At 42.6% G+C, this 18,959-nt stretch carries 17 protein-coding genes; 4 read left to right on the top strand and 13 right to left on the bottom strand.

Annotated elements, in window-relative coordinates; genetic code table 11:
• Window positions 1–66: 66 nt before the first annotated feature.
• Window positions 67–921, top strand: coding sequence for an EamA family transporter (locus HC733_RS12095; protein ID WP_190365297.1), 855 nt, complete (start codon window positions 67–69; stop codon window positions 919–921).
• An 83-nt stretch (window positions 922–1,004) separates the two neighbouring features.
• Here the strand turns inward: HC733_RS12095 and HC733_RS12090 are convergent, their stop codons facing one another.
• The 3 genes from HC733_RS12090 to HC733_RS12080 form a co-directional block, all read right to left on the bottom strand.
• Window positions 1,005–1,964, bottom strand: a complete 960-nt coding sequence (locus HC733_RS12090; RefSeq protein ID WP_190365296.1) for a S41 family peptidase — start codon at window positions 1,962–1,964, stop codon at window positions 1,005–1,007.
• 223 nt (window positions 1,965–2,187) lie between these two features.
• Entirely contained in the window at window positions 2,188–2,583 is a 396-nt protein-coding gene (locus HC733_RS12085) for a hypothetical protein (RefSeq protein ID WP_190365295.1), read from the bottom strand.
• A gap of 18 nt (window positions 2,584–2,601) precedes the next feature.
• Entirely contained in the window at window positions 2,602–5,118 is a 2,517-nt protein-coding gene (locus tag HC733_RS12080) for an alpha/beta hydrolase family protein (RefSeq protein WP_190365294.1), read from the bottom strand.
• A gap of 306 nt (window positions 5,119–5,424) precedes the next feature.
• On the opposite strand from HC733_RS12080, the gene HC733_RS12075 reads away from it, so the two are divergent.
• On the top strand, window positions 5,425–6,660 hold the full coding sequence (locus HC733_RS12075; RefSeq protein ID WP_342366012.1) for a glycosyltransferase: 1,236 nt from the start codon (window positions 5,425–5,427) through the stop codon (window positions 6,658–6,660).
• A gap of 121 nt (window positions 6,661–6,781) precedes the next feature.
• Window positions 6,782–8,008 (top strand): threonine/serine ThrE exporter family protein, encoded by a 1,227-nt coding sequence (locus HC733_RS12070; protein ID WP_190365293.1) that lies wholly within the window; start codon window positions 6,782–6,784, stop codon window positions 8,006–8,008.
• A gap of 18 nt (window positions 8,009–8,026) precedes the next feature.
• On the opposite strand, the gene HC733_RS12065 is transcribed toward HC733_RS12070, so the two are convergent.
• The 6 genes from HC733_RS12065 to HC733_RS12045 all read right to left on the bottom strand — a co-directional run bounded on the left by HC733_RS12065 (window position 8,027) and on the right by HC733_RS12045 (window position 11,994).
• Window positions 8,027–8,566, bottom strand: coding sequence for a M48 family metallopeptidase (locus HC733_RS12065; RefSeq protein WP_342366014.1), 540 nt, complete (start codon window positions 8,564–8,566; stop codon window positions 8,027–8,029).
• A 9-nt stretch (window positions 8,567–8,575) separates the two neighbouring features.
• On the bottom strand, window positions 8,576–8,998 hold the full coding sequence (locus HC733_RS12060; protein WP_190365291.1) for a hypothetical protein: 423 nt from the start codon (window positions 8,996–8,998) through the stop codon (window positions 8,576–8,578).
• Between the two features lie 46 nt (window positions 8,999–9,044).
• Window positions 9,045–9,533, bottom strand: coding sequence for a DUF898 family protein (locus tag HC733_RS23400; RefSeq protein WP_342366011.1), 489 nt, complete (start codon window positions 9,531–9,533; stop codon window positions 9,045–9,047).
• A 40-nt stretch (window positions 9,534–9,573) separates the two neighbouring features.
• Entirely contained in the window at window positions 9,574–10,113 is a 540-nt protein-coding gene (locus HC733_RS23395) for a YjgN family protein (protein ID WP_274602027.1), read from the bottom strand.
• A gap of 119 nt (window positions 10,114–10,232) precedes the next feature.
• Window positions 10,233–10,859 carry a response regulator gene (locus HC733_RS12050; RefSeq protein WP_194710045.1) on the bottom strand — a complete coding sequence of 209 codons (627 nt, stop codon included), beginning with the start codon at window positions 10,857–10,859 and terminating at the stop codon, window positions 10,233–10,235.
• Window positions 10,840–11,994 carry a sensor histidine kinase gene (locus tag HC733_RS12045; protein WP_190365290.1) on the bottom strand — a complete coding sequence of 385 codons (1,155 nt, stop codon included), beginning with the start codon at window positions 11,992–11,994 and terminating at the stop codon, window positions 10,840–10,842. The genes HC733_RS12050 and HC733_RS12045 overlap by 20 nt, the downstream gene beginning before the upstream one ends.
• Before the next feature lie 167 nt (window positions 11,995–12,161).
• On the opposite strand from HC733_RS12045, the gene HC733_RS12040 reads away from it, so the two are divergent.
• The gene (locus HC733_RS12040; RefSeq protein ID WP_190365289.1) at window positions 12,162–13,307 is read left to right on the top strand and encodes an acyltransferase family protein; all 1,146 of its coding nucleotides are present in this window, start codon (window positions 12,162–12,164) and stop codon (window positions 13,305–13,307) included.
• A gap of 53 nt (window positions 13,308–13,360) precedes the next feature.
• Here the strand turns inward: HC733_RS12040 and HC733_RS12035 are convergent, their stop codons facing one another.
• From HC733_RS12035 to HC733_RS12020, 4 genes are all read right to left on the bottom strand, one after another.
• The gene (locus tag HC733_RS12035) at window positions 13,361–13,819 is read right to left on the bottom strand and encodes a helix-turn-helix domain-containing protein (protein ID WP_190365288.1); all 459 of its coding nucleotides are present in this window, start codon (window positions 13,817–13,819) and stop codon (window positions 13,361–13,363) included.
• 270 nt (window positions 13,820–14,089) lie between these two features.
• Window positions 14,090–14,479 (bottom strand): hypothetical protein, encoded by a 390-nt coding sequence (locus HC733_RS12030; RefSeq protein ID WP_190365287.1) that lies wholly within the window; start codon window positions 14,477–14,479, stop codon window positions 14,090–14,092.
• Window positions 14,467–17,283 (bottom strand): reprolysin-like metallopeptidase, encoded by a 2,817-nt coding sequence (locus tag HC733_RS12025; RefSeq protein WP_190365286.1) that lies wholly within the window; start codon window positions 17,281–17,283, stop codon window positions 14,467–14,469. Before HC733_RS12025 ends, HC733_RS12030 begins: the two co-directional genes overlap by 13 nt.
• 166 nt (window positions 17,284–17,449) lie before the next feature.
• Window positions 17,450–18,952: a trehalase family glycosidase gene (locus HC733_RS12020; protein WP_190365285.1), complete on the bottom strand. Its 1,503-nt coding sequence runs from the start codon at window positions 18,950–18,952 to the stop codon at window positions 17,450–17,452.
• Window positions 18,953–18,959: the final 7 nt, after the last annotated feature.

Genomic DNA, 18,959 nt, shown 5'->3' with positions numbered 1-18,959 from the left:
TAGCAAGTGTTTAGCCCTTTAGACTAGCCACCTTCGCATGATCGACCCATTAGAGACCAATACTGGATGAAACTCGCTAATAGAGACTTTTTATTTGCCGTATTTTGTTTATTAATTGCAATGGTGACTATTCAGTCTGGTGCCTCTATCGCTAAACAATTATTCCCTCATGTTGGTCCTGAAGGCACAACGGCCTATCGGCTTGGGTTTTCAGCTTTAATTTTGTGCTTGGTGTTTCGTCCTTGGCGTTACATTCCAGCCAATAAAAAATCTATTTTGGTTTATGGCCTGTGTTTGGGTGGCATGAATATCACCTTTTATTATGCGATAGAACGCATTCCGCTTGGTATCGGCGTCGCATTAGAGTTTACCGGCCCATTGGCTGTGGCGTTGTTTGCTTCTAAACGAAAGCGTGACTATATCTGGGTGTTATTTGCCTTACTTGGCATCGTATTGCTGTTACCTGATATGAGTGCAGCAGATGGACTAGACCCTATCGGTGTGGTTTTAGCCTTAGTTGCAGGTGCGTGCTGGGCTGGATATATCTTGTTTGGTAAAAAAACAGGCAATCAAGGCTCTGGAGGTGCAACGGTCGCATTAGGCATGAGTGTAGCTGCGATAGCGGTTGTGCCTTTAGGTGTGGCATCGCAAGGTAGCGCGTTGCTCAACTGGGAGCTTATACCTTTGGGTATTATGATTGGTGTGCTCTCCAGTGCCTTGCCTTATAGTTTAGAAATGGTGGCTCTGCGTAATATGCCAGCCCAAGGCTTCAGTATTATGATGAGCTTGGAGCCCGCAATTGCTGCATTAGCAGGCTTTATCATTCTAGGTGAACTGCTAAGCATCTGGCAGTGGCTAGCTATTTTTATGGTGATCGTTGCGTCCGTTGGCAGCTCATTGGCAAGTACAAAAGCACATTAAAGAAAATGGCTAGGCTAATGAGTGTCGTTATCAGATCTTTCAAGTGAAATACTGTGACAGCAAGCTGCCACAGTAAACATCTATTACAGTGTCGTCAGCACCCAATCGAGCGCTAACTCTTTTCTCATCTCTACATCTGGTTTAACACCTACTTGTTCCCAGTTGGTTTTAGTAAAAGGGTTTACTGGGCGCATCAATGGTAATCTCAAAACTAGCCAATCATTCACTTTGCGCACACCTGTGGCATGGGCCAGTCCTTCAGTTTGCTCACCCACAATACGGGCTCGTCCCAAGTGCTTTAAGGTGTAAGTGAACAACTCAGCTGCACTTATAGACTTATGTCCAATTAAAATTGTGATCGGTATATCCAGCAGTTTTGCTTCTCTTGCAACAGCGTAGCTGTGTACACGATCAGCAAGTACATTTCTTTGATAAATATCCCAAAGGTGTGTTTTTTCCTTCACAAAGTGGCTAATTAAATGAGTAACCAGCTCCATTGAACCACCCGTACTTTGGCGTAAATCAATGATAAGATGCGATGTATTACTCAAAAAGTTAAGCCCGTAGCTTGCAACCTGCTTAGCCTGCTCATCTGGATGAAACTTATTCAGTTTCAAATAGCCAATATTACCGGGCAAAACTTTCGCCTGCTCCAAAGCAAAGTTATTGATACGTATTTCATCGTGCTCTTGCAAAATATGAGTCACTTTTTTATCGCTACGCATGGCGGTAAGCCCCAGATGACCATCCTTACTTTTTTCACGCAAAAACTGGCCTATTTCGTCTATAAACTGCTTTTTGCTATTTATGTGGCTGAACTTTCCCTGCTTTTGGGCACTTTTAAGTGCCGCAGCAACATCCTCACCTACTTTTGGCAATACATAACTGCTGATGATGTACTGCTCTATCCCATTTAACGCCGCTAAGCGCTCACTTCCAGATAGTTGATCTGAATGGCTATTAGCATAAGCTTCGCTAATTAACGACACGCATAGATAAGCGACACACAAGAGCGTGCTTACAAATAATCGAATTGTTTTCATTTTGATTTCCTTTAATTTGTTATTAGCCTCAGATTTGGATAAGCGTTTTGAGATGAAAACTTTTTGAAAACTGGCATTGCCTTAAAACCAATAAAGATATTTTGTTCAATTACAAGATGCTGTCACACAGTAATAACAACACAAGCAATGGTAAAATAGCTTAGTTCAGCAAGTTCACATATCCAGATCTGAATTTAGTTAATTATTTGAATTAAATAACAAATTAAAGGGCAAGCGAATGGCTTGTTTGGCGAATTAAAATATTGCTATCTCGCCATAAAGACACTCGTAGTTTATTGGGTGCGTGACAACGCCAATACCATGGCAACAAATGCAAAAAAATCAACGCATCGTAGGGCAAAAGCCTCACACACAAAAGCGCAAACACAAATAACAAAACAACTTGTGGAGAATTTTGTAGCTCATGCAAAAACTGTTGTGCTTTAGAGAGTTGCCTTATTGGCACAAGGCTTTTCAATTCGCCTTCTTGAGTCTGTGACACCGCAGTATTGACCAATGTGTCATGCCCACCAGCAAAGACCCCCTGCGAGTTTACTAACAAACCACATAACACAAGTGCTGCGACAATCCCCAGCACTATTATGAATTTTGCTAGCATTCTCTTCAACGGCATTAATTAACGATTCTCAGTGAACGTTTCTAAACTACTCTGAGGCGTATTATCCTCAGCGCCTGAGTTTTGCATGTCTTCTTGCTGCTCTTGGCTTTGCTCCACCTGTGCTTTAGGGAACAAATACTTTTTAAGCCACTGCTCCTGCTCCCATAATACGTGAAGAATGCTTTCACGCGCTTTGTAGCCATGGCCTTCGTTCGGCAACATTACTAAACGCGCCTGTTTACCTAGGCCATTTAAGGCCGCAAACATACGCTCAGACTGCATAGGGAATGTGCCGGAATTTGGGTCGTCCTGACCATGGATCATTAACATTGGTTCGTTAATTTTCTCAGCATGAAAAAACGGCGACATGTTGGCATATATCTCTGTGGCCTGCCAAAAATCGCGCTCTTCGCCTTGAAAACCAAACGGTGTTAAAGTTCTGTTGTACGCACCACTGCGTGCAATTCCAGTTACAAACAAGTCCGATTGAGCCAGTAAGTTGGCAACCATAAAGGCGCCATAGGAATGACCAGCAATCGCTATTTTGTCTTTATCTGCAATGCCTTTTTCAACTAATACATCAACGGCCGCTTTAGCACTGGCAACTAATTGCTTTCTAAAACTGTCGTTTGGCAATGCATTACCCTCTCCAACAATTGGCATTTTAGGGTCGTCAAAAACAGCAATGCCGTTGGCAAGATAAGGCATTGGCCCCCAATAGCCAAAATAGGGAAACTCATACTGTGATTCACGAACCTGAGAGGCTACTTTTTTGTCTTTATACTCAAGTGGGTATGCCCACATAAGCACAGGAATTGGCCCCTGCGTCACGTCATAGTTGGCTGGCAAATATAAGTTACCCGTTAATTCAACACCGTCATCTCGCTTATACTTTAGCTGCTCTTTTTTAACGCCATTAAATTCAGGGTAAGGGTGAGCAAAACGCGTCAACTGGGTTAGCGTGTCAAAATTCAAATCACGGATAAAAAAGTTAGGCTGCTCTGTTTGTGACTCTCGAATCGTTACAAAACGCATCCCTTCGTCATCGAGTAACCCTTTCACGCGCTCATAATACGGCGTTTGAGATTGCCAAATTCGCGTTGAGCTGTTGGTTTTTATGTCGTACCTATCTAAAAACGGTTTACTACCGTCTTTTGATGCGCCTTTACCATGTAAGAATAAGTAGCGTCCTCCCACTAATTTCAGCACTTCAGAGCCAAGATCGCTGCGGGTCGTGATAAATTTACCGGGGTTTTTATATGCATCGTTGTAGCTGCGCTCAGAAAACACCACTCTATTTACATCGGCCGCTCTTGGGGTGATCACTGAGGTGCGCATTGAGCGGTCGCTAAAGCGCCACTCTGTTAATAATGCAACCTCATCGTCCGCCCATAGTATCGACGAAAAGCGGTTTTCTACTTTTGCAAATAATTCAGGCTCGCGTTTAAACGGAGCGCTAATAGAATACAAATAATCATGATGGGGCACATCATTTTTCATATTGCCTTCATCTTGTGCCTGAGCCCAAACTACCGTTGCGCCCTCATCAGCTCGCCACTGAAACTCTCGCGGTCCTGTGCGCACACTGTCAAACCCTTGAGGAATATTGTCAGCTAATGGCTGTTTAGCCAGCTCATAAAGTGGGAAGCCGGTCATCCCCCATACTTGCCAAACACTTGCAAAGCGCTCATATGGCACTTGATAAGAAAATGGTTCAGCAATCATTCCTACAATTAAGCTTGTAGAATCAGGTGATACACTAAAAAATTTAACCAACGTTGGCTTACCAATCGCTTTTGCTGGCGTATTTAATGAAATTTTTGCCAACTGCCCTTGCGCATAAAACTTAAATTGCGCTTCATCAAAGGGACTCTTTAACAGGTTTTGATAAGTTCTTGCCGGTGCTTTCTCTCCACGACTTTGCTGAATAACTGGCACGGTTTCTTGCGCTTTTGGCGCTAAAGGGGATTGCCCATGGTTGATAGCAAAGTTAACCACAATTGCTTTGCTATCAGGCAGCCACTCATAGGGTGTTTCTGTCACAATACCATTAAGGGTTGATTGAGTTAGCTGTTTAGTCTCTCGTTCTTTAATATCATAAACCCAAAGTGTGGCGTCGTTGTCTTGTTCAACGACAAAGCTCAAATAACGACTGTCAGATGACCACTGTGGATAACGTATTACGCCATTTGTAGGTAAGCCAGTAGGACGTAAAACAGAGCCGGTATCAACATGTTTAAACTCTAATGACACATAGCTGTTCCCTGACTTGCGCATAAACGTTTGTGGGTTGAACTTTATACCAGCCAGTGCTAATTCAGGGCGATTCAGTTCGCTCAGTGGCACCACGCGCTTTTTATCTAATAAAGCCAACCACTTACCATCTGCACTTAAAAAACTACTGGGAATTAATTTGGCATCTACTAATTTTGCTAGTGCAGGGCTTGGGGTTTGATAACCTGTTGCTTGCTCTGCTTTACCAAGTGCTGGCATTAAAGTGACGATGATTAGTCCTAACAGCCAAATTTGCTTCATTATTTTTGTCGCCCTAACTCAATTCGAACCTATATATCAACGCTGCATAATATACCTAAAAATGAAAAATTTCAGCCCCCTAAGCACTTTTACCTGAAGCTAGAACTTTTTCTACTACAGTGTTTACGATATTATATGGGCTTGCCAAGCATTACCCAATGGGTGGATGAACTCACCTTTTAATGCGCTACTGGCTGGTCAAACATCACTTCTTTGAACGTTATCGTCGGACTGGGTGTTATTAATAAAACCTTAAGTACACACCTTAGTAGTAGATGTGTCGTAGTAAATTTGAGAATCATCACTGTGTGTAAACAAGTTTTAGTTATTGGCTATGTGTGGCCAGAACCCAACTCATCGGCTGCTGGCAGTCATATGATGTCGCTGCTGCGTTTTTTTAGGTCGCAGCAATGGCAAGTTGAGTTTGCAAGTCCGGCGCAAACAACTGAGCACATGGTGGATTTATCTCAATATGATATCACCAGCAAACATATTCAACTCAATTGCGCTAGCTTTGATGAGTATGTGCAAACATTACAACCAGACATTGTGATGTTCGACCGCTTTATGATGGAAGAGCAGTTTGGCTGGCGGGTAGATAAATATGCGCCTAATGCCCTGAAAATTCTCGACACGGAAGATCTACAATGCCTTCGCAACGCTCGACATGAAGCGCACAAAGCGCATCGCGAGCTTGTAAAGGATGATCTGCATTCAGACTTGGCAAAAAGAGAAATAGCCGCCATTTCACGGTGCGATTTAAGCCTCATCATCTCAAGTTATGAAATGACCTTGTTAAGTGACATATACAAAGTCGACCCAGCGTTATTACATCATTTACCATTTATGGTCGAGCTGAATAACTTGCCAAACGCACTACCCACTTATAGTGAGCGCCAGCACTTTATGACCATTGGTAACTTTCGCCACGCGCCAAATTGGGATGCCGTACTTTACTTACAAGAAATATGGCCGCTTATACGCAAGCAACTACCCAAAGCAGAGCTGCACATTTATGGCTCGTACCCGCCGCCTAAAGCAACAGCGCTCAATAACCCTAGAACAGGCTTTTTAATTAAAGGTTGGGCCGAAGATGCGCTGCAAGTGATGCAAAACGCCAGAGTGTGTCTAGCGCCTCTTCGCTTTGGTGCCGGCATCAAAGGTAAGTTACTTGAAGCCATGATCACGCAAACACCAAGTGTCACAACCGCAATTGGAGCAGAAGGTATGCATGCAGACTTGCCGTGGTCAGGTAGCATCGCGACTAGTGCGCAAGAGTTCGCAGACCAAGCAGTTGCACTTTATAATGACGAACAAGTGTATACTCAAGCGCAAATGGCTGCAAAAAATATACTGAGCCAAATCTATGATAAAAGCCTTCTTGAGCCTCAGCTACTCAAAAAAATAAACAATATAATCAATAATATAAAACAACATCGCCGCGATAATTTTGTTGGCCAAATGCTGAAACACCATACCATGCGCAGTACTCAATATATGGCACAATGGATTGAAGCAAAAAATGTCAATAAAATTCGTTAAATAGCCTAGACTTTGCAATGAAAGCGATTAGAATGCGCAGCAATCCAATCGCACCATTTATTGCCTTTTATCTCATAGATGATAAATGGTTGGTCATTCTCTAATTTTAGGTTTCACGCAGTTGAACACAGCTACCTTTACTCAAAAGCGCAAGTTTATTGTAAAACTTGGTAAGATGTTGCACAAATATGGTACGCCCGCATACCGTCTTGAGGCGCACCTTATGGAAGTTGCAACACACTTAGGCTTAAAATCGTCATTTGTCATGTCTCCCACGTCAGTGACATTTGTGATTTGGACTGAAGGCCACGAGGAAGAATATACCCATGTGGCGCGTGTAGAACCAGGCGATCATGACCTTGGCTCATTAGCAGATACCGATGACGTGGTGAATAAAATGCTCTCAGGTCAACTCACCGTTGAGCAAGCCGATGCCGATTTAGAAGCCATCAGTAAACAAAAAGCACCGTATAACAAGCTTATGACGGGGTTTGCTTTTTCTGTTTCAGGCGCTGCATTTGCAATGTTGATGGGGACAAGCTGGAACGATGTGCTTTGGTCCGGTGTGTTATCTATCTTAGTGTATATGTTTGTGCTTTGGTCAACTCGCTCTAAACGCGTAACGCACATGCTTGAACCATTAGTCGCGATTATGGCTGCGATTGGTGCGTGTGCCGTAAGTAGCTACGTTGACCCAAGTGTTAATATTCGTTTAGTCGTGCTCTCTGCCATTATCGTGTTTATTCCCGGTCTGGCGTTAGCGCTTGCTTTTGCCGAACTATCATCACGGCATTTGGTCTCTGGTACCGCTCGTGTTATGGACTCTTTGATGCAGCTGTTTAAGTTATACTTCGGTGCGTTCCTTGGTATAAGTATTGGCTTTTCATTATTTGGGATCACAGACTTTGTTCAACCTACACCGCTTCCGAAATGGACAGCTTGGTTGGCTATTCTGTTGTTATGTTCTAGCTTAATAATCATTTTTAGAACCAAACTAAAGCATGCAAGTTGGTCAATCGCCTCTGGATTTATTGCCTATGCAGCCAGTATTAGTGCCGCTGTATATTTTGATTATTCCATTGGTGCATTCGTTGGCGCTTTTGCTGTTGGAGTATTTAGTAACTTATTCAACCGCATTGTTAACGCGCCTGCATCAATCGTTGCTATGCAAGGCTTGATAGTACTGGTCCCAGGCTCTAAAACGTATATTGGCTTAAACTCATTAATCGAAGGGCAAAGCTTTGTACATGCAGAGCATATTGGACAACAAACATTTTTGATCTTTATGTCGTTAGTGGCTGGCTTGATTTTTGCCAACGTCGCACTACCTCCGAAAAAAGCCCTTTAATATAAGGGCTTAAAATCTTTAGTGCTGTTGCTTATAATTCCGCGCTTTTTCAATTCTTGACTTCACTTGAGGATGCGTAGACAAGTATTTCGACCACGGATGAGAATCATCAATGGTACCTTGTGAGATTATCTCTAGTGCCGTAGCAAAATGCTCGGGTTGATAGCCCAGTTTTAGCAAGCTTTGTAGCGCATAGTCATCCGCTTGGCGCTCCATACCTTGCGAAAATTGTTGCTGCATAATAGTTGTACCAACCCCTAGAGCAAAATCAACTATGCCTTGCAAGTCACCAAATACAATTGCTAACGCAACAGTAGTACCCGCAGTTTGAGCCGCAATTTTTACACTATGGCTGTGCTCAACGTGACCAATTTCGTGCAGCAGTACCGCTCTGAGCGCATCATCGTACTGTGTCAACTTAAGTATCAACTCATCTGTCACGACTATCTGACCGTGGGGTAAGGCAAAAGCATTCGCCCCAAAAAATTCCGACCGATAAAAACCTAACCGGTATTTCTGCTCATCTAGCTGCAATTGGTTGATAAGTTCAAGCCAAATACGTTTAGCTTAGGCTATTTTTTGCTCGTCAAGTTGTGTAGGTTCAAGCGCAGCTTTTTCTATTAAGGTCATAGACTGCTGGCCAATTGTCTCGACCACGCTGTCAGGGAAATGCGCAGCGCTACTCGCTGCGACATGCGGGATCGCAACAAAAAACAACCAATACAACAGTAATGGGCAAAGCACTATCGCGCCTATTGCTAACCCTTTGTGCTGCTCGCAGCGTTCTATAAAGCTGCTAACTCCGCGTTGATTTAACCTAAATGCGCTATCGTCACATAAAAAGCGACGCCCTCCTGGCAAAGTAATATCTTGGGCTTGACCTTTAATTGCCATCCCCAAAACCAATTGCTGCTTGGGTAAACGCTCGTGCAACCCTTCGTCATTACTAAAAACAACACATTCATCACTGACTGTTAATTTACAATGCATAAATGTGTTGCTATTTGCGTGATATAAACGCCCTGTAGTTTTCATATCAAGTAAGAGAAATATCTATATCAAACACATTTGCCGCTTCTTCAGCAAACGATGACTGGCTGTCTTGTTGAACATTAATGACTTGTTCAGCACCTGGGTATACGCATACCATCGTTGCTGCAGCCAACATTTTAGCTTTACGAACTTTTGCCCAAGGCAGCGCTAAACCAAGCGAGCATACTATCGCAAGCGCATTGGTAAAAACGAGCACTACATAATCAACGGTGGCCAATGTAGATTCAAACCGAGCAACCTGTTCAAACTGAGCATTATTGAAAATATGATTACGTACCATAGCTTGATACATCCCCGCCACAATGGTTACCATCAAAAAGTTAAACAGTACGATAATACCGCCTAGTAGCTGAGGTTGCTGTGCAAGATTATCAATACTACCCAGTACAACCGTAAAAACGCCTATGACAATAGTGACACCGATAACGGTAAAGAAACAGGCAAAGGCCATTTTGAAATACTCCGATGTCACCAATTGTACATTCAGTTTTTTGTCGCCATAAAAAATATTGTTATGAATGAATGTATGTATCTATACGTTTTAGTACCCACGGCATTGCTAAGTAAAGCGTAAAAAGACTCAAGAATGGGAGTACTATAAAATTAATAAATGCGTCTTTATAGTTGCCAGCAAACGAGAACTGAACATTCCGGTAACGCGTCATACGCAAGTTAAAACGCAACCCTTGGTTAATCACCCAAGGTAAAGCAAACATCCAAACTAACAAGAACAACGCTGCGATTAAAGGAAAGTAGCTACTCGAAACAATATAAACTGTAAAACAGATGGCCGCTAAAACGCGCCCTTTTAGGATTTGCATTGGCGTTGCTAAGTAGTCAAACCTATGACCATCAATTGAGGTATGCCCATAGAAATATTGCTTGTTTCTAACAGTTGCCCAAGCTGAGTATATGCCCAATGTTAGAATGGTAAAAAGAATATTAACAGCCCAAATACTAAAGTAGCTGGCTGCATCACCGCTAAATTGCACTGTGTGCGTTTGTACCTTAGGCGGCGTATTTTCGATATCATTGACAGACTGTAAGTCCATTTAAATTATAACTCCAAATTTGTCTAACACCCCAAAAAGGGAACAGCGCGGGAGTATAGCTAAAACTTGACCATTGCCACAACGCTAAGTTTTTTATTTTTTACAATTATTCATCAGCACTAAATTAAACATTCGTTAATGGCTTTCACCACGGCTTGCGTTCTATCACTGACGTTTAATTTAGCCAGCACCATAGAGACATGATTTCTAATTGTTCCTTCGGAGTTGTTTAAATGCTCAGCAATTGCTTTATTAGAAAGCCCAAGCGACATACATTTAAGAACTTCGTGTTCCTTTTTTGTCAAAGATTCGCTCTTCGCGATTGTTTGCTTCAGCATATACTGCGTGATGGTATCTTGCAGAACGAGTTCACCACGGTGTACCGCCTTAATAGCCAAGATTAAGCTTTCAAGCTCAGCATTTTTTAAAATGTAACCACGTGCGCCAAGGTGTATCGCTTTAACCAACACGTCGCAATCTTCAAAAGTAGTAATAATTAAAACTTTGGTGGTGTTGTTTTGGCTTTTCATCGCCTGCAACACTTCAAGCCCTGTTTTTACGGGCATTCGCATATCAAGCAAAACCAGATCATAGTGATTGCGCTCTAATAGGTTCAGGCAGACCTCGCCATTTTCAGCGCAATCTATAACGCGAATGCCATCATCTAATTCAAGCAAGTTTTTTAACCCCATACGAACCAGCGTTTGGTCTTCAACCAACAAACAATTAATGATGTCGTGATCCATTGGCGTCCTCTGTTTGAGTTAACGGAAATGATATTTCACTGAACAACCTATCTTCACAAATATATTGTTTAAACGTACCGGATAACAATTGCAGCCTTTCATCTAATCCTTTTAACCCGTTAGCCGGTTTGGGTCGTTTAAGTTCTTTTTGATTATGTAACGCACTGGCTACTAACCAAGGAGTTTTGTCTTGCGCATCGTTTGAAGGTTTAACTTGCACCGTGAACTGAATTTCAGTGGCTTTGGTATGCTTTAGGGTATTGCTGATCATTTCTTGGCAAAAGCGTACCACACAGATGCTTTGTTGCTGTGTGAGCGTATCAATCTCATCCGAGATAGACAATTTACAGATAAGTTGAGGCGTGGCGGCAAACACTTGTTGTAAGCTATCGTTGAGCAAGGCATGCTTTTGACGTTGTTTTGAAACAATTTCCCTGACTTCTTCGAGCACTTCCTGACTTAAACGATGACATAGCGAGATGGCTTCTAGTGATTCTTCAGCAGCTTGGCGTTTAGCAAAATCTAAGTTGATGCTTAACGCTGTTAATTTATGCCCTAGTGTGTCGTGCAATTCTCTGGATAAACTCAGCCTTTCTTGTTCAGCTCCCATTGCAGTCACTAAACTTTGCGTCGCTTTTAGCTCTTTGTAGTTTTGCTTTGACTGATAATGAATGTTTAAACTTTCTATAATTCGGCGACTGACAAACCAATTCATAAGAGAAAAGAAAAACCAAACCAACAAAGTAACCCATGGGATATCTCCCTCCCACCTTTGCCAATGGGTAATACTATAGGCGCTTAAAATAGCGATAACACACAATAGCATTTTGCCCGCTGAAAAATGCGCACTGAAAATGGCGGTAAACATCACTAAATGAATAAACACTAAGCTCGTGGTCGTCAACTGCATCAATAAAACCAGCAGCACGAAGTAGGCACTGGCAGCTTGGTTCACGTAATCATTAGGTCTTTTGATAATAAACCACAATAAACCTAACAAAGCCAAGTGAATAGGTGTTTGCATCCATATATTTTGTTGGCCATTGGTGTAATAAAAACATGCAATTGTTACCCCCAACCAAGAGGCTATCGTCGAGTAAGTCCAGTCTGTTGTATGTCTTATGGTTTGTTCCATTATTATTTTTCTTATAACCCTGCGAAGAGCGTACCTAGATATTATCGCAAGCCATCAGCCCCGATACCAGTGATAAATGTCATAGTTAATTACATGATAAGCGTCACATTTTTTACCATGCCATATCCGCTACGCTAAATGCACTTTCAATTTTTATGGGTGTTAATATGTCACACGATACGCGATATCATTTTATGGACAATTTACGTGCTCAAGCTTTACTGCTCGGTCTTTTTTACCATGCAGCTTTAGCCTACAGTCCATTTATGCACAACCTTTGGTTTACGTCAGATGCCAATCCATCCTATGTATTTGACTTATTTAGCCACTGGCTACATCTGTTCAGAATGCCTGTATTTTTTATTATTGCAGGTTTTTTTGCACATTTTTTGCTGGACGCCAAAGGCAGCAAAGCTTTTTTATGGCACAGAACAAAACGCATCGCTTTGCCATTGTTGATTTTTTTACCTCTGCTTACTATCGCCTTTGTCGTCGCGCTTAAGTGGGAAGCATCCACTGTTAAAAATTTGCCAGCCATTTTTAGTGCGTTCAGTTATATGAAAGAGCCCCAATTAAGCACCATGCACCTATGGTTTTTGTGGAATCTATTTGGTTTTTGTCTGGTTTTTGCTCTGCTGTGGCAAAGTAAAACAACACTACTTTACATCTTCAAACTGTTTAGCAAGCCACTGTCAATCATTGTGTTGTTGCCCTTAATCATTTCATGCTCGCTGTATTTTCAATACGTGCCGTTTAGCTCCCCAGACAAACTAAAGATTGAGTTTTGGTCCTATGGTTTTTATGGGGTTTTCTTTTTACTTGGCGCTAGTTTTTATACCAATCTGGCAATACTAGAAGCACTCAAACCTTATACTAAGTATTTGTTTATTATTGGGGCAGTTAGTTACAGTGTATATTTGCAGCGATTACCTGAGCCAATGAGCATCGAGCAAGTTATTCACTTCATGCAGTTAGGCCAGGCCAAAGCACAAGGAATTGAGCACCTTTTTACTGTGCTTGTACAAAGTATATCCGTGGTTAGCTGGTCTCTTTTGGTAATCGTGCTGGCGTATCAATTTATGGCTCAGACGAATTCACTTTTTCGTTATATCAGCGATGCATCGTACTGGGTTTACCTCATTCATTTTCCAGTATTAATGTGTGTGCAAATACCTTTGATAGATGCATCCGTGTCTATCTTTATTAAATACGCCATAAGCGTGATTATCACCTTGCTGATTTGTTTTCTAAGTTATTACCTGTTTGTAAGGCACACTTTTATCGGCTTATTCTTAAATGGCAAAAGAGCCTAGTTCCCAGCAAACATAGGTGAGGAGCCCTCACCTATTCAAAGTCAAAAGTCCGTTTAATCTAAGTCGGTGTCGTACCAAATACCATATTTATCCCCTTGATATATGAGGATATTAAATAGGTAGGCACTGGCTAATAAAATTAACCCACCTGCCAATGCAGCTTCACTGATAAAACCCAAACAGCAAAATAAAAAGCCACTAACATGCCCAATGAGCTGAACACGACTCGCTGATCGCCTTGTTGGTTTAGTCTGCAAAAAGTTAAATACAAACCACACTTTTAAAAAAAGTGGCAAGGCTTGCCAATTATCTTGATTTTTATTGATCATAAATTGCTCCTGCTGTAGTTGCTGAATATCTACATCAAGTGCGCTGGCTAAACATTTTAATGACTCTACACTGGCTTTTTGACCGCTCTCTATGCGTTGAATCGTCCTTACATTAAGGCCTGCCATATCCGCAAGCTGCTCTTGAGTTAAATGTCGGCTCAAGCGTAGTTGTTTTAAAATCATGTTGTTTACCCTTGCACTGTACTTTTCACAGGTTTGCATAAATTTCATTGCTTGCTTACGACTTTCTCCCGACTTTGCAGCAAAAATAAAACAATAAGCTTGGAAATCAAAATATTATAAAAAACACAAACTTTACAGTGCATGTTACAGAAGTCGCTTACCACTTATTTTTAAGCCTGAAGAATAGATTTTGTATGTTAGAAGAGGAGTCGTAAGAGCCAAAGGCTTTGAAAAACGAAACGGCCAACCTTCGTTAGCCGTTTAATTATTTTAGGGTAAACACTTAGATTCCATGTGCATATTAAACTTAGCGGCAAACGCTTGCATTGCTGCAGCTTGTTCACGTTCGCTATCATTGGTAACCACGTCATTTGAGGCGGAGATTAGCCAAGTTTGGCAACCCGCTTTTAAAGTTAAAGGGCCTCTTGCCATGCCAATTTTAGGATAAAAGTGACCTCGCCGATTAAGCGCAATCAGACCAAATATCTGCTGCGCTTCATGCGCTTTAATGACTTGTTCAACGCTCGTATTTACAAACCACTCCAATGGTCTATCTATATTGACTAACTCAGATGCAGGCTTGCTTGGCTCGCTATTAGTTACCATTTCACAACCACTTAAGATACCTAATGCGAGTAAACCAATCATCAGGCTGCGCATGTTTCCCCTCCTTTAACAAAACGCCTCGATACTAAGCACAAGCATAACACGTAAATCCAATAACCAAATGAACCTCCACCAGAGCCGCTATCCAAATTATTTGTAAGTGGCGCAACAGGTTGAGCTTGCACATTAATACTTACCGTTGCTTGTGCCATTTCTCCGCTAGCGTCTTCTATCGTATAAACAATTTGCTCTTGCCCTGTAAACCCAGAAGCCGACTGATAACTGATCACGTTACCAGAAATCGCAGCTGTTCCAGTACCTTGATAAATTAAGTCGCTTATTGTTAGGCTATCGCCATCAATGTCTGAGTCATTGGCCAATACATTAAAAGTGGTTGATGTACCTGAAATAGCACTAACGGTATCGTTACCAGCAACAGGTGCATCATTAACAGGCGTTACTGTTATCTGCGCGGTAAAGCTTGCATTTGCCCCTTGTTGGTCACTGACTTTAATGGGCACTTGCAACAAACCATTAAAGTTTTCCTGTGGACGAACCACATTCGCATCCACGGTATAATTGTCACCAGTGTCGATAGCTAGTGTAAAAGTACTGCTATCTACGTCTACAACTTCAAATAGGGCAACGCCCAACGCAATACTCTCATCTTCTTTTACTGACAAAGCTTGTTGCGACACTACTTGTGGCGCGTCATTTACAGCAGTAACGGTTACTTTGGCAGGATAACTGGTGGTCGTAGTCCCATCGGTTAGGCTGATATTAACATTCAGTTCGCCGTTAAAATTAGTTGCTGGTGTTACGGTATTACCCGCAAAGGAATAGTTACTACCAGAGAGCACATTTAAAACCAGTTGCGATCCTGTTTGTTGATTCACCACCGAAAACTGCGACGCTTGCAAGGTGACACTGTTGTCTTCTGCAACCGAAATAGCTTGTTGCGAGGTAACCGCCAACGTGGTTGCTAATTCAAACTCTTTAGACAAAGCATAAAACACACTAGAGGCACATTGCACCATTACTCTTGCTTTGTTGTTTTCGCTGCCGACTAAATTCACTTGCTGCTGCCCATCATTGGGCGTGTTGGCAACTAGAATTTGGGTTTGGGTTGCATCGCTATTAGTTTGCATAATGTTGACACTGCTACACGACACGGGCGCTTGATCTGTATTAGCTACATTCCAGCTCACAGTGATCACGTTATTATCACCTGCTGTGGTATTTTCATCTGGTGCGGTAATTGTAAAAGGACCCGCGGCCGACTCAGTAGTCACCTGAGCCGTGTCAAAACTCACGCCCCCTTTGCCGTCTCTGACTATAAAGCGGAACGTCATCGTTCTATCAGTTGTTGGGTAACCATCACCTTTGGTCACTTGCCCAGATATCACATCCGCGAGTAATGGAAAGTAACGAGTTGCCGAAGCGCTTGGCAAATAGGGCCGAAACATTGGGCCATTACCATTATCTTTGAGATCTGTACTACTGGAAGTTTGAGAGCCCAGATCCAATTGCTCCCACGCATACGAAAGTGTGTCACCGCTATTTGCATCCGTTGCTGAACCGGTGAGCATAAATGGCGTATTGACCGGAATAGTATGATCGCCTTTAGCATCTGCGATTGGCGCTTTATTGCCATTGTCGGTCAGTGTGCCACAGGTAGCGCCGGAGCTTTGCGTTAGGTGAGTATTAATTTCATCAATACTGCGCGAATGGAACATCGCAATAGAATTTGAGGCCAAATTTTCGCTGCCACAAATGCCCGCATAGGCCATGATAGTAATGCCACTGCCAGGCTCGTAAGCTGAATTAGCTACGCGTGTTGTACATGACCCATCCGAACCATTATATGTATGATTTGCACCAAACTGATGGCCGAGTTCATGGGCTACATAGTCCACATCAAACGCATCACCCTGAGGCGTTGCAATACCCGTCATGCCCTGAGCTTTTGCTCCGTTTGCACAGATAACACCCAGCGCCGCAAGACCAGCCCCTGAGGTTGCCATTAAGTGGCCAACATCATAATTAGCTGAGCCAATTAAGGCATCAATTTGGTTTTGCACCTCTGATAACGTGTCGTCCAAGTTACCATTATCGTAAGGGTCATTTGCGGTAAAAATTAACGTGTCATTGTTGGCAACCAGTTCAAGTTTTACGGCAATATCGGTTTGGTAAATCTGATTTACGCGGTTTATGGTGGTCACAATACCATTGAGGGCTTGGGTTTTACCGCCATAAAATGTGGTGTACTCATCACTGGTGGTGACTGCCAAACGATAAGTCACCATTTCTACGGTGCCACCATTGCCAATAAGCGGGCCTCTTTTATGATTATCACCCAAAGGCATATTGCTTTGCGACAACGTTATCACCTCATCTTGCCAAGGCGTATTATTACTGTCTTTTCGATAGAGCTTATAAAGATCATTGTGAGGGTCAAGGTACAGCGCGTCACTGTTAACATGATAAAAAGCAAAAAAACCATTTGGACCGAGATCAAAGCGCCCCGTATTGTGCGTTGCATTGCTTTGATATCCTGCAAAGCTTCTGATCATCGGATATTTATTCTGTAATTGCGGCGCCATTATGGAGTCATGCCAAATCACATACTCAACATACCCACCTTGCCCATCGGGCAAATGAACTCGCAACTTATGTTGCGCGTCAACAAGCGCCATTAAGTCGGCTGTGATTCGCAGGCTATCTAACTTAAAGAGGTTTGCTTGCGGTAAGTTATCAGATTTAGCTTGGACTTCATGCCACTGCCAATTATTTACATTTGCAGCATGAGTAACGTGAGGTAAAAATACAAGGCACAGAAAAAGCAGGACACGATTCATAATCAGCTCCGCAGAAAAGACGTTAAAGCTGAGTATAGACGGGCGTTTTAGAATTGCTTATTTTTCAAACAAAAACCAAACCGAAAAATAAGCCAGTGTTTTTAGTTAATCAGCAGGATGATAAATTCCAAAAATAGCAACAACCTGCCGATTTAGAGACATGTACCTACAGTTTATGTTGATATAAAACCTGCAAGCGACTTGTTACCCCGTTGGTCCATCCAAACCCTTGCTGAACTTGGTACTCGCCACCTCCTGCTGTTTGAAAAGGGTCACACACATTGTATTTTTCAAGCAGACAGCCGCGTTTAGCAAAGTCCTGCTCAAGCATAGCTAGCCAACGCTGAGCTATGTTCTTGGCCAAATCGTGTAGTCCATAATCGCGCAATCCACTGATAGCAAACCACTGTAATGGCGCCCAACCGTTAGGTGAGTCCCATTGCTGTGCGGTTTCACTTAAGCAACTTACCAGCCCACCGGGGCGTAAAAAATCACACTTGAGTTTGTTGGCAATAGTATGCGCTTGAGATTGTTCAGCGATCCCCGCAAACAATGGCACAGTCCCTGCCAAACTTAACATTGGCGAAGCTCGCTTCTTAGCCAAGTCAAAGTCACAAAACCAGCCATGTGTATCATTCCAAAGCAATTGTAAAATGGCCTTTTTACGCCTATCAGCACGTTGCGAAAACGCTTGCGACTGACTTGTCTGCTCAAGCATTATTAAACACTCGCTTAGTGTTTTTTCTAAAAGATAAAGCAAGGCATTTAGATCAACAGGTACGCGATTGGTGGTATTAATGCTTAGCAAGCTATCAGGCTTATCTAACCAGCGAGCACTGAAATCCCATCCTGATTCGCAGGCCGCGCGGATATTTCTAAAGAATGCTTCTCTTTGCTCAGCTGGTAGTTGCTCTGCATCGGCCACATCCTCAGCATAAGACTCAGGCCTTGGCTCGGGCTTATCGTCCCAATAGCGATTTAACTGTGCGCCATTTGCAAATTTGACTACACGCTTAAACTCTCCACAGCTATCACCAAGCTGCTGTTCACCTTGATGCCAAAATGCGTGCTCTTTGGTCATCGCATCAACCATACGTTTGAGCCACTCAATATCGGACTTTTTGTAAGGCATCAGCAGCTTTACCATTAAAGCAAGCACTGGTGGCTGAGAACGACTGGTGTAATACACTCGGTTACCGTTGGGCACGCAGCCAATACGCTCAATTAAGCTGACAAAGTTATCTACCATTGCCTCAATCAGTTTGATGTTGCCACTATCTTCAAGACCTAGCGCGGTAAAATAGCTATCCCAGTAGTAAATTTCATTAAAACGCCCACCTGGCACCACATAGTCGTGCTGCAGAGCAAGTAACGAATTATTGCTAGTGCTAAAGCCCTTACGCAGCAACTTTGGCCATAAAGCCTGAATATAATCTTTAACACAACTAACATCGTTTAGCGCTTGCAATTCAGGCTGAGCTGCAAACGAAAAATGCTCAGCAACAAAGCGTGTTAGTTCACTGTTAGTCAGTGGTAAATCCATTTGCTCGTAGGCTTGCTGTGCTGCTTGCCAACTTTGTTTAGGAATAGCATCAGCAAACGTTTTGCTATCTGCGAAAATACCACTTAGCTGCACATCCTTAAACAAGGTACAGTATTCAAATTTCATTTAGACC

It is taken from the genome of Pseudoalteromonas sp. S16_S37 (assembly GCF_014694405.1).
In the GTDB taxonomy this organism is placed as follows: domain Bacteria; phylum Pseudomonadota; class Gammaproteobacteria; order Enterobacterales; family Alteromonadaceae; genus Pseudoalteromonas.
The sequence above is the reverse complement of the archived record's forward strand: the minus strand, read 5'-3'. Positions and strand labels throughout refer to the sequence as shown.

Coding starts and splice junctions, on each gene's coding strand:
- HC733_RS12095 (WP_190365297.1), top strand. CDS start 67: ATGAAACTCGCTAATAGAGACTTTTTATTTGCCGTATTTTGTTTATTA.
- HC733_RS12090 (WP_190365296.1), bottom strand. CDS start 1,964: ATGAAAACAATTCGATTATTTGTAAGCACGCTCTTGTGTGTCGCTTAT.
- HC733_RS12085 (WP_190365295.1), bottom strand. CDS start 2,583: ATGCTAGCAAAATTCATAATAGTGCTGGGGATTGTCGCAGCACTTGTG.
- HC733_RS12080 (WP_190365294.1), bottom strand. CDS start 5,118: ATGAAGCAAATTTGGCTGTTAGGACTAATCATCGTCACTTTAATGCCA.
- HC733_RS12060 (WP_190365291.1), bottom strand. CDS start 8,998: ATGCATTGTAAATTAACAGTCAGTGATGAATGTGTTGTTTTTAGTAAT.
- HC733_RS23395 (WP_274602027.1), bottom strand. CDS start 10,113: ATGGACTTACAGTCTGTCAATGATATCGAAAATACGCCGCCTAAGGTA.
- HC733_RS12050 (WP_194710045.1), bottom strand. CDS start 10,859: ATGGATCACGACATCATTAATTGTTTGTTGGTTGAAGACCAAACGCTG.
- HC733_RS12045 (WP_190365290.1), bottom strand. CDS start 11,994: ATGGAACAAACCATAAGACATACAACAGACTGGACTTACTCGACGATA.
- HC733_RS12040 (WP_190365289.1), top strand. CDS start 12,162: ATGTCACACGATACGCGATATCATTTTATGGACAATTTACGTGCTCAA.
- HC733_RS12035 (WP_190365288.1), bottom strand. CDS start 13,819: ATGATTTTAAAACAACTACGCTTGAGCCGACATTTAACTCAAGAGCAG.
- HC733_RS12030 (WP_190365287.1), bottom strand. CDS start 14,479: ATGCGCAGCCTGATGATTGGTTTACTCGCATTAGGTATCTTAAGTGGT.
- HC733_RS12025 (WP_190365286.1), bottom strand. CDS start 17,283: ATGAATCGTGTCCTGCTTTTTCTGTGCCTTGTATTTTTACCTCACGTT.
- HC733_RS12020 (WP_190365285.1), bottom strand. CDS start 18,952: ATGAAATTTGAATACTGTACCTTGTTTAAGGATGTGCAGCTAAGTGGT.